The organism is Acinetobacter bouvetii (genome assembly GCF_902753875.1).
Lineage (GTDB): Bacteria > Pseudomonadota > Gammaproteobacteria > Pseudomonadales > Moraxellaceae > Acinetobacter > Acinetobacter bouvetii_A.
In genome coordinates, this window is the sequence record NZ_CADDTS010000053.1 from 1 (window position 1) to 10282 (window position 10282).

General features: G+C 39.6%; 6 protein-coding genes. All 6 read left to right on the forward strand.

All coding sequences use genetic code 11. The features are described from left to right. Positions 1-137 precede the first annotated feature (137 nt). Positions 138-545, forward strand: a complete 408-nt coding sequence (locus tag FB6_RS16300) for a hypothetical protein (protein ID WP_174560937.1) — start codon at positions 138-140, stop codon at positions 543-545. 801 nt (positions 546-1346) lie between these two features. Further along, positions 1347-2336: a putative oxygenase MesX gene (locus FB6_RS16305; protein WP_174560938.1), complete on the forward strand. Its 990-nt coding sequence runs from the start codon at positions 1347-1349 to the stop codon at positions 2334-2336. 179 nt (positions 2337-2515) lie between these two features. After that, positions 2516-3559: a methionine synthase gene (locus tag FB6_RS16310; protein ID WP_174560939.1), complete on the forward strand. Its 1044-nt coding sequence runs from the start codon at positions 2516-2518 to the stop codon at positions 3557-3559. A gap of 161 nt (positions 3560-3720) precedes the next feature. Beyond that, positions 3721-4212 (forward strand): flavin reductase, encoded by a 492-nt coding sequence (locus tag FB6_RS16315; protein WP_174560940.1) that lies wholly within the window; start codon positions 3721-3723, stop codon positions 4210-4212. Positions 4213-4258: 46 nt separating this feature from the next. Then, positions 4259-5059 carry a sulfite exporter TauE/SafE family protein gene (locus tag FB6_RS16320; protein WP_174560941.1) on the forward strand — a complete coding sequence of 267 codons (801 nt, stop codon included), beginning with the start codon at positions 4259-4261 and terminating at the stop codon, positions 5057-5059. Between the two features lie 364 nt (positions 5060-5423). Next, positions 5424-10282: YDG domain-containing protein (locus tag FB6_RS16325; RefSeq protein WP_174560942.1), on the forward strand; the 4859-nt coding region annotated here is incomplete at its 3' end.

Genomic DNA, 10282 nt, shown 5'->3' on the forward strand with positions numbered 1-10282 from the left:
TCTAGAGTGAGATGAGTATAGTTCATGATGCAACTTTGACTTTGGTCGGTCGGAAGCAAAATGCTAGCTCATCTTGCTTCCTTCCAATAATTTAATCTCTGTTGCACTTCATTTGAGAATCTAAGAAAGATAAAACCGTGGCCATTGTCGCGGGATTGGCCTGTTTTTCGCACTGGATAGCCGATTGGCCGATGCATAATCTGGATTTAGCCTTGTATCCCTATTCGGTTCAACATTATGGCTATGGTTTATGGGGCAAGCTGGGCACCATGTCTTGGGTGCTTGAAGGCATATTCTGTATTTTATTGATTGCTTATTCATGGAAAAATTTTGCTGCCCGGCAGCAGAAAATTGTCTGGCCCATCATTTTGCTGGTGATTGTGTTCTTTAATCTGTCTCCATGGCTTTCACCTATGAAGCACGTTGCAACATTGCCTGCTCCATATGATTATTTAATCCACGGCTTACTGGTGACGATCGGTTTCTTGGTGCCTGGGCTTATTTTGACATGGCTGATTAATAAAGAAGAAAGGAAGGTATCTTAAAGTCGTTGTTATTGCCAAAAGAACATTTTTGAAAGAATAGAGCCTTGAGAGGTTCTATTTTTTTACAAGCACGTACTAACGAGAAAATTGATAATGAGAAAAACTAAATCTATTCTAAATTTTCTAAAAGATAAGCATGGTTTGAGAATTTCATTGTAACTAATTGATAATATTATAATAAATTAAAAATGTATAAATTTTTGATACTCAAGTAAAGCTGAATCTGATGCAAAATCAATGGTCTTAATCATGGTTAGCATCAATAAAAGAATTATATATGCTTTTCAGCAAGGTGAATGTTTTCTTGTTTATATATAGATTAAGTAACTCCTTTACAGGTTGAACACGATGATCTTTTCTAAGCTAAAGATGAGCAGGATTCATTATAAGTCTAAACAGAAGCTTTATAATTAAACATAGCCAATATAGCTGAATAGACATGTGCTACATACTCATTGAGTAATGAAGCTGAAGATTCGGCTTAGATTTTTACATACAAGTTTTATGTTGTTTATTTTTATTCATAAGAATTTATTTAATTTTTTCAATCTATTAGATTGGTTTTATCTGGTTGTAAATACCAATCCTAATTATATATTTACCTGCATTAAATACTGATTGATCACCTGTAAACAGAGTATATCGAAGCTAAAAAAATATGACATTCACTTTAATTAAAAACTATAAGTGAATTTAATTCACTTTCGACTTAGATTAAATCATTTTTATTCATCTTAACTTTCACGTATAAATTACTGCATACAGAAATTCTAATTAACGAAATTTTAGGTAGACACTCCCATGAGTCAAAAATTTGCATGTTCAATTAAACGTATTCGTTTTGATGAAAACTATCAACCAGCAGACAGCACACGTCTGACTACGAACTTTGCCAACTTAGCGCGTGGTGAACACCGTGAAGAAAACCTTCGTCGTACATTGGCAATGATCAATAATCGCTTTAACACTTTAGCTAAATGTGACAACCCAAATGCGGACCGTTATTCATTGGAAATTGACATTATTTCTGCGGAACTTGATGTAGAAGGTAATGGTCAAACTTTCCCATTTATTGAAACTTTGAAAAGCACCATCATCGATCATAAAACCAATGAACGCATTGAAGGGATGATTGGTAATAGCTTTTCATCTTATGTACGTGATTATGACTTCAGCGTGGTATTGCCAGCACTGGGTTGTAAGTTCAATGAAAAGCCAGAAGACTTCGGTGATTTACACGGTAAACTTTATCAACACCTTGTTAATTCAGATGTATTCAAAGCTGAATTTAAAAAACAGCCAGTCATTTGCCTGAGTATTTCAACCACTAAAACCTATTATCGCACTGCAAATGTTCACCCAATTTTAGGGGTGGAATACACCAATGATGACTATTCACGTACAGATGATTATTTTGCAAAAATGGGCTTAAGCGTTCGTTATTTCAAACCTGAAAATGCGACTGCACCATTGGCATTCTATTCTGCAAATAACTTGTTAAGTGACTATACAGATTTCGAGTTAATCAGTGCGATTAGCACCATGGAAAGCTTCCAAAAAATCTACCGTCCAGAAATTTACAATACCAATGCGACAGCAGGTTTAGTGTATCAACCAAGTTTAAATTTCCAAGATTATTCTTTGACTCGTATTGTGTATGACCGAGTTGAACGTGGTCAATTGGCGGTTAAACAAGGTAAATGGACTGAAGAAAACTTTATCAAGCCATACAAAGAAGTCCTTGAGCAATGGGCTGCTAATTTTACTGTGAAAAATGGTGTTGCAGCTTAATTATAGAAAAATCTCCCCTAACCCCTCTTTTTCAAAGAGGGGAACTTCTGTAACTCAAATTATTTTTTAGTAACAGAAAACTCCCTCCTTTTTAAAGGTGAGGAACATGTTCCGCAAGGGGAGGATTTAATTACGACAGAATTACTGAAATAAACGAATTTAGAGATAGAAGATTAGACATGGCCCTTGTACACCCAAAACAGCTATTACCAACATCAACAGCAGGCAGCCTACCGAAACCATCTTGGTTGGCAGAACCAGAAAAACTTTGGTCGCCTTGGAAACTTCAAGATCAAGAGCTTTTGGACGGTAAAAAAGACGCATTACGCTTGGCTTTGCATGAGCAACAACAGGCAGGTATTGATATTGTCAGTGACGGTGAGCAAACTCGTCAGCACTTTGTGACCACCTTCATTGAACATTTGGATGGCGTAGATTTTGAAAAACGTGAAACGGTAAAAATCCGTGACCGTTATGATGCGAGCGTACCATCGGTAGTAGGTGCAGTTTCTCGTCAAAAACCGGTATTTGTTGAAGATGCCAAATTTTTACGTTCATTGACAGATCAGCCGATTAAGTGGGCCTTACCAGGTCCAATGACAATGATTGATACGCTTTATGACGGTCATTATAAGAGCCGTGAAAAATTGGCTTGGGAATTTGCAAAAATCCTGAACCAAGAAGCACGTGAGTTAGAAGCTGCCGGTGTAGACATCATCCAATTTGATGAGCCTGCATTTAACGTGTTCTTTGATGAAGTGAATGACTGGGGTGTTGCCACGTTAGAGCGTGCACTTGAAGGTCTGAAATGTGAAACTGCGGTACACATTTGCTATGGTTACGGTATTAAAGCCAATACCGACTGGAAAAAGACACTGGGTTCAGAATGGCGTCAATACGAAGAAGCTTTCCCGAAACTACAGCAGTCTAAAATTGATATCGTATCGCTTGAATGTCAAAACTCACGCGTACCGATGGATTTAATTGAATTAATTCGTGGTAAAAAAGTCATGGTCGGTGCAATTGATGTTGCAACCAATGTGATTGAAACACCAGAAGAAGTGGCAAACACTTTGCGTAAAGCACTTCAGTTTGTAGATGCTGATAAACTCTACCCATCAACCAACTGTGGTATGGCGCCACTGGGTCGTGAAGTAGCACGTGGTAAATTAAATGCTTTAAGTGCTGGTGCAGACATTATTCGCCAAGAACTTGCAGGCTAATTGTCCCGCTTAAGCGATGTTATATATGAATATATTTCATATAAAATATCACGCAATTATGCAAATCCTATTTGATGTAATGTGGCAAGCCAGTTCTTGCTGCATTGCACTGTTTTAAGTAATACCTTTAGGCAAAACCGTTTAAATTTTGGAACCTCATCATGGTTGAAGCAATCGACTTTAAAAATGCAATGTCATCATTAACAAGTGCAGTGAATGTTGTCACTACAATGGGTGCATCAGGTCGTCATGGCTTTACCGCATCTGCTGTGTGCAGCGTGACTGATACACCACCGACTTTATTGGTGTGTATGAATAAAGCATCGCGCTCACATGCCAACTTTGTGGAAAACAAAATTTTAACGGTGAATGTTCTAGGCGCGCAGCATGAACAACTTTCTAATGCATTTGCTTCAAAACTCAGTTCGGATGAACGCTTTGCTTTAGCCAATTGGACTGAGCTTGAAACGGGTGCACCTGTATTGACAGATGCCTTGGTTAGTTTTGATTGTGAAATTGAACAAATACAAGAAGTGGGGACACATACCATTTTCATTTGTCCAATTGTTGCAATCCAAAAAAATGAAGACGATCAGGCCTTGGTTTACTTTAATCGTGCTTATCATCAGGTGGGTGAAACAGAACTTGCTTAAGCCTTTTGCTTTAAATTTTTAACTCAATATATCAAGATCATTTCTCGTGGAATTAATCATATTTTTAGTCATTGGCGCATTGGCGGGTTTTGCTGCTGGGCTGTTTGGCGTGGGTGGCGGCACCATTATTGTCCCATTGTTATTTATCGTGTTTAGCCAAATGGGCTATAACCCTGATGTTGTGATGCATCTAGCCTTAGGGACATCGTTAACAACTATTGTAGTGACCTCAATCAGTTCATTAATGGCGCACAATAAAAAGGGCGGCATCATTTGGCCAGTATTTAAAAATCTTGCACCGGGTATGGCGATCGGTTGTTTCTTCGGGGCAGGTATTGCTGGCTGGCTTTCAGGCGTGCATTTGCAATTTATTGTCGGGCTGTTTTTGCTGTGGGTGGCTTATAACATGTTTATGGGCTCGAATAAGGCGGTAGATAGCACTAAAACTTTGCCATCAACGCCAGTACAAATTGGCGCAGGTACAGGCATTGGTATTGCTTCAGCCATCTTTGGCATTGGCGGCGGTAGTATAACCGTGCCTTATCTCACCCATTATGGCGTGGTGATGCAAAAAGCAGTGGGAACGTCAGCTGCATGTGGTTTACCAATTGCAATAGCAGGCGCTTTAGGCTTTATGTTCTTTGGCATGAAAGCTGAAGTGAATGTGCCGAATACCATTGGCTATATTCATGTCTATGCTTTTTTAGGCATTAGTATCATGAGTTTCTTTACCGCAAAATTCGGTGCTAAAGCTGCGCATGCCTTATCACCAGCAGTACTTAAGAAATGCTTTGCAATATTGTTGGTATGTGTGGGCAGTTTTTTCCTGATTAAGGGATTTCTGTAAGATCTATTTAGTTTATTTCTGATGATAAAAAAGCCCACTCAGTGTGGGCTTTTTTATATTCGATATTAAGCCTACCTGAAATAATTTTGTCTCCGTTAGGCTTTCCCTTAAGCAGTAGCTATACTGTAATGTATACATTTAAATCACGTGATTTAAACTTTATTCGCAAATTGAAGCCAGTCGTTATTTCCTATTTTTCATACTAAAAAATTAAAACGATAAAATCCGATAAATGACTGATGTTTTTATAAAATATTGACCCTCTAATTGTCAATATACCTAATTATAGGTATTGGTATTTTTAGCTCGGCTTGCTCTAATAAAAAGTATTTTAAAGATAATTTTTATATGTTGGGGTGGGGAAATGAATAAAATTTATAAAGTGATATGGAATGCACAATTGGGCTGCTGGCAAGCGGTTTCTGAACTGGCAAAAAACCACAGTGCATCACATAGTTCAAAAGCTTCAGCAAATGTTGAAACGGCTTTCGTGCAAAAAATGTCGCAACTCATTTTATTTGGTATGGCGCTATTGCCATTGTCTATCCATGCTGCAATTTCTAATGTTGAATTGCCAACTGGCGCCCATATCAACTCAGGGTCAGCAAGCTTTAATCAAAACAACAATACATTAAATATCAATCAAAACACGCAACATCTTTCGACTAACTGGAATAGCTTTAACATAGGCCAAGATGCCACGGTGAATTTTAACCAGCCGACCCAGTCCTCCGTAGCGATTAACCATGTCTTGGACAGTAATGCTTCGCAAATTATGGGGCGTTTAAATGCCAATGGTCAGGTGTTTTTACTCAATCCAAACGGGGTGGTATTTTCCAAAACGGCACAGGTTAATGTGGGTGGATTGGTTGCATCGACTCTGAACTTAAATGATGCTGACATTTATCAAGATCAGCAAAATGGCACATACACTTTAAAAGGTGATGCAAATAGTACGGCAAGTATTGAAAACCATGGCTCAATCACCAGTTTACAAGGTGGAACGGTTGCCCTGATTGCACCGAATGTAAAAAATACCGGCACAATTTCAACACTCAATGGTACAACACATTTAACATCTGCCAGCCAAGTTACACTTGCTTTACAAGATGGTTCGCTCACCCAATATCAAGTGGATCAAGGTGTGCTGCAAGGTTTGGTGGATAATGGCGGGGCAATTATTGCTGACAACGGTGCAGTCTATTTAACCGCTAAAGCCAAAGATAGTTTAAGCAAAGCCGTGGTGAATCACAGCGGAATTATTGAAGCCAACCGTTTAAGTCAAAATGCCAAGGGTGAAATTATTCTGCTAGGAGATATGCAGTCTGGTGAAACCCATGTCAGTGGAACATTAAAAGCCGAAGGTAAAAATGGGGCAGATGGTGGTTTTATTGAAACCAGTGCTGCCCATGTCGAAATAGCTGCGGATACAAAAGTGTCTACGGCTTCAGATACAGCGAAGTCAGGTCTATGGTTAATCGACCCTGTGGATATCACTATTGATAGTAACAAAGCCACAGCCATACAGACTGCATTAAGTAGTGGTGATGTCACCGTCACAACTGCGGATGGTGGAAGTAATACAAATTGGAGTGGTGGAAATAACGGTACAGGCGCAGACAAAGGCGATATTCATGTCAATTCTGCAATTACTTGGTCAAGTAATCAGGCACTGACTCTGCATGCTGACAATGACATCAACATCAATGCCGATATTACTGCTACTGGAGCAACAGGGAAGTTAAATCTGAAATATGGTCAGTCGACTGCGAATGGCGTAACGTCGGATTATTATTTGCATAATGGGGCAAAGGTTAATTTAAAAGCAGGGCAGAACTTTAATACGCAAAAAGGCTCAGATACTACAAATCTAAAAAACTATACCGTGATTACCAGTCTCGGTGCGACAGGCTCAACCACAGGGACGGATTTGCAAGGGATTAACGGTAAGCTAAGTGGTAATTATGTACTCGGTGCAGATATAGACGCTTCTGCGACATCAGGGTGGAACAGTGGAGCAGGTTTTCAACCAATTGGAAGTTATAATTTAAAATTTAATGGAGATTTTTTAGGCTTAGGACACGAGATTAAAAATTTGTTTATCAATAGACCAAATGAGCAGTATGTTGGTTTATTTGGTTATATTGAAAATAGTGCAACAAATTGGGGTTCAATCCGGGATTTACATTTAAAAAACGCCAATATTGCTGGGCATCTTTCAGTTGGAGGGTTGGCTGGAAGTGCTTATTCTGTAAATCTTAACAATGTTTTAGTTTCTGGTAAGGTAAAAGCAGTCACAAATTCAGATAATGCTATTTATGCTGGCGGCATATTTGGTAATGGCTCATATTCCAAGCTTGATCAAGTGTCATTTTCTGGTGAGATAACAGCTGAAGCACTTAATCAAAATGGGGCATATGGTGGTATATTTCTGGGCGGTTTATTGGGATGGAGCACAGCTGGCAGTTTTAATAATGTTGAAACTCAAGGCAAAATTAATGGCAAAGTCGTAGATAAACAATATCAACAACGTAATAATCTTCGTATTGGCGGCTTAGTAGGACAACATCAACAGGGTATTATGACAAATGCGAAATCCTCTGCGAATATAGTGGCCGACACCACTCAAGGGGACTACAGCATGGCTTATGCTGGTGGTTTAGTTGGTTATTCTTTTGTTAATATTTATGATTCGGAATTTTCAGGGACTTTGACAGCTAATGGTCGAAATACGAGTGCTGGAGGAATACTTGGGCATTTTCAAGGAAATCGTTTAGAAGATGTGAAAAATTATGGCTCAATCAAATTAGATAGCCAATATGGAACTGTTGGGGGTATTGCTGGTTCTATATATTATCCGATAATCAGTTTTCCCTTCAATGCAGATCTCATTAACGTAGAAAATTATGGAAACATCACCGCTAAAAATGTGAGTGGATCTTTTCAGGTGGGTGGGCTGGTTGGACAAAGTCGTTCTAGTATTCAAAATTCAAAATCCGTAGGTACTATCGATATACAATCTGCATCAACTAGAAATATTATTGTAGGTGGCTTAGTTGGCACCCAAATGGATGATCAAAAAAGCATTTTATCAAGTAGCAGCAGCGGCACGATTACTATCAATTCAACAGGCTCAGAAAAAATATCTGCAGGCGCTATTATTGGGCATAACACAGGTACTTTGAATCTTAATGATCTTGTCAGTGATATGAGGGTAAATGTAACAGCAACGAATTCTACCAATGATGTAGCTGTTGGTGGGATAGTAGGTTTAAATACCAAGGAAATTGGAATTATAAAAAACCATTATACTGGTGAAATTATTTCAAATTCTAGTAAAGGGCCTGTATTTGCAGGTGGATTGGTGGGTAGAAGTGATAATACAAATAATATTAGTCAATCTTCTGCAAGTAGTAATGTAACAGCTAATGGTTTTGGTGATGTCTTTGCAGGTGGGTTAGTTGGTCACCATGTTGCTGGTGAAATCAGTGATTCACAAGCATCAGGTAATGTATCTGCTTCCTCAGCAGCAGCAGATACCTATGTGGGTGGTCTCATTGGTTTAAATCGTACTTCTAAGATTACACAGGTATCTGCTTCAGGCAATATTAAAGGTAAAAATAATGTAGGTGGTTTGATTGGTGCAAATGGTAATGTATGGGGTGTTGGCGGGGAAATTAGCAGTGCTTATGCTACAGGAACTGTATTAGGAACAGCTGATTATATTGGTGGTTTGGTAGGTTCTAATCAAAGTGGAACAATCAGTAATGTCTATGCAACGGGATTAGTGACAGGTCAAGATACTGTCGGTGGTCTTGTTGGTACGAATGTAAATGGTACGGTGAGCAATTCTTATGCAACTGGTGTAGTATCTGGAGAAGCTAATGTTGGCGGCATAGCTGGGGAAAACTCAGGTGCCATTGGTAATATAACCAATATTTATTCCACGGGTAATGTTACAGGAAAGACTAATGTTGGTGGCGTAGTAGGTAACCATCTTGCTGGATCTTTGGCCAATGCTTATGCAACAGGTTTGGTATTTGGGCAAAGTAATGTTGGTGGTCTTGTTGGCCTGGCTAGTGCAGGAACCGTTATTCAGCATGGTTTCTGGGACACTAAAACCACAGGACAAAGTACCAGTTCGGGTGGTGGTACAGGCCTAACTACAGCACAAATGCAACAGGCTGCAAGTTTTACAGGTTTTGATATAGATGGACAAGGCGGTACAGGTACAGTCTGGCGGATTTATGAGGGGCAAACTACACCATTATTACGCTCATTTTTAACTCAAGCCAGTATCGGTACAGTCGCTAACCAAACGAAAATCTATAACGGACAACTGCAAGGCTTGGATTTAAATGGTGTTAATACGGCTGGATTAGAGCCTAATAAACTATTTAGTAATAATCAAAGTAGCTCTAAAAATGTCGGAACATATCATCTTGGTTATTATTCTAACCAACAAGGCTATGATTTGATTGGGGGAAGTGCGGATTTAACCATTACCCCTGCGACTTTAACAGCAACGATGACAGCACAGAACAAAGTCTACGATGCAGGCACATCAGCAACCGTCACTTATGGTGATGACCGTATTACAGGTGATGTAGTCACCGTAAACGGCACAGCGAACTTTAGCGATAAAAATGTCGCCAATGGTAAAGTCGTAACGGCTACAGGTTTACGCTTGAGTGGCGCAGATGCAGGGAACTACGTTCTTGCTTCTACACCTGTTACGACAACAGCGAATATTACGCCTGCGACTTTAACAGCAACGATGACAGCACAGAACAAAGTCTACGATGCAGGCACATCAGCAACCGTCACTTATGGTGATGACCGTATTACAGGTGATGTAGTCACCATAAACGGCACAGCGAACTTTAGCGATAAAAATGTCGCCAATGGTAAAGTCGTAACGGCTACAGGTTTACGCTTGAGTGGCGCAGATGCAGGGAACTATGTATTGGCTTCGACCATAGCCACCAATACAGCGAATATTACGCCTGCGACTTTAACAGCAACGATGACAGCACAGAACAAAGTCTACGATGCAGGCACATCAGCAATCGTTAGATATGGCGATGACCGTATTACAGGTGATGTAGTCACCGTAAACGGCACAGCGAACTTTAGCGATAAAAATGTCGCCAATGGTAAAGTCGTAACGGCTACAGGTTTACGCTTGAGTGGCGCAGATGCAGGGAACTACGTTCTTGCTTC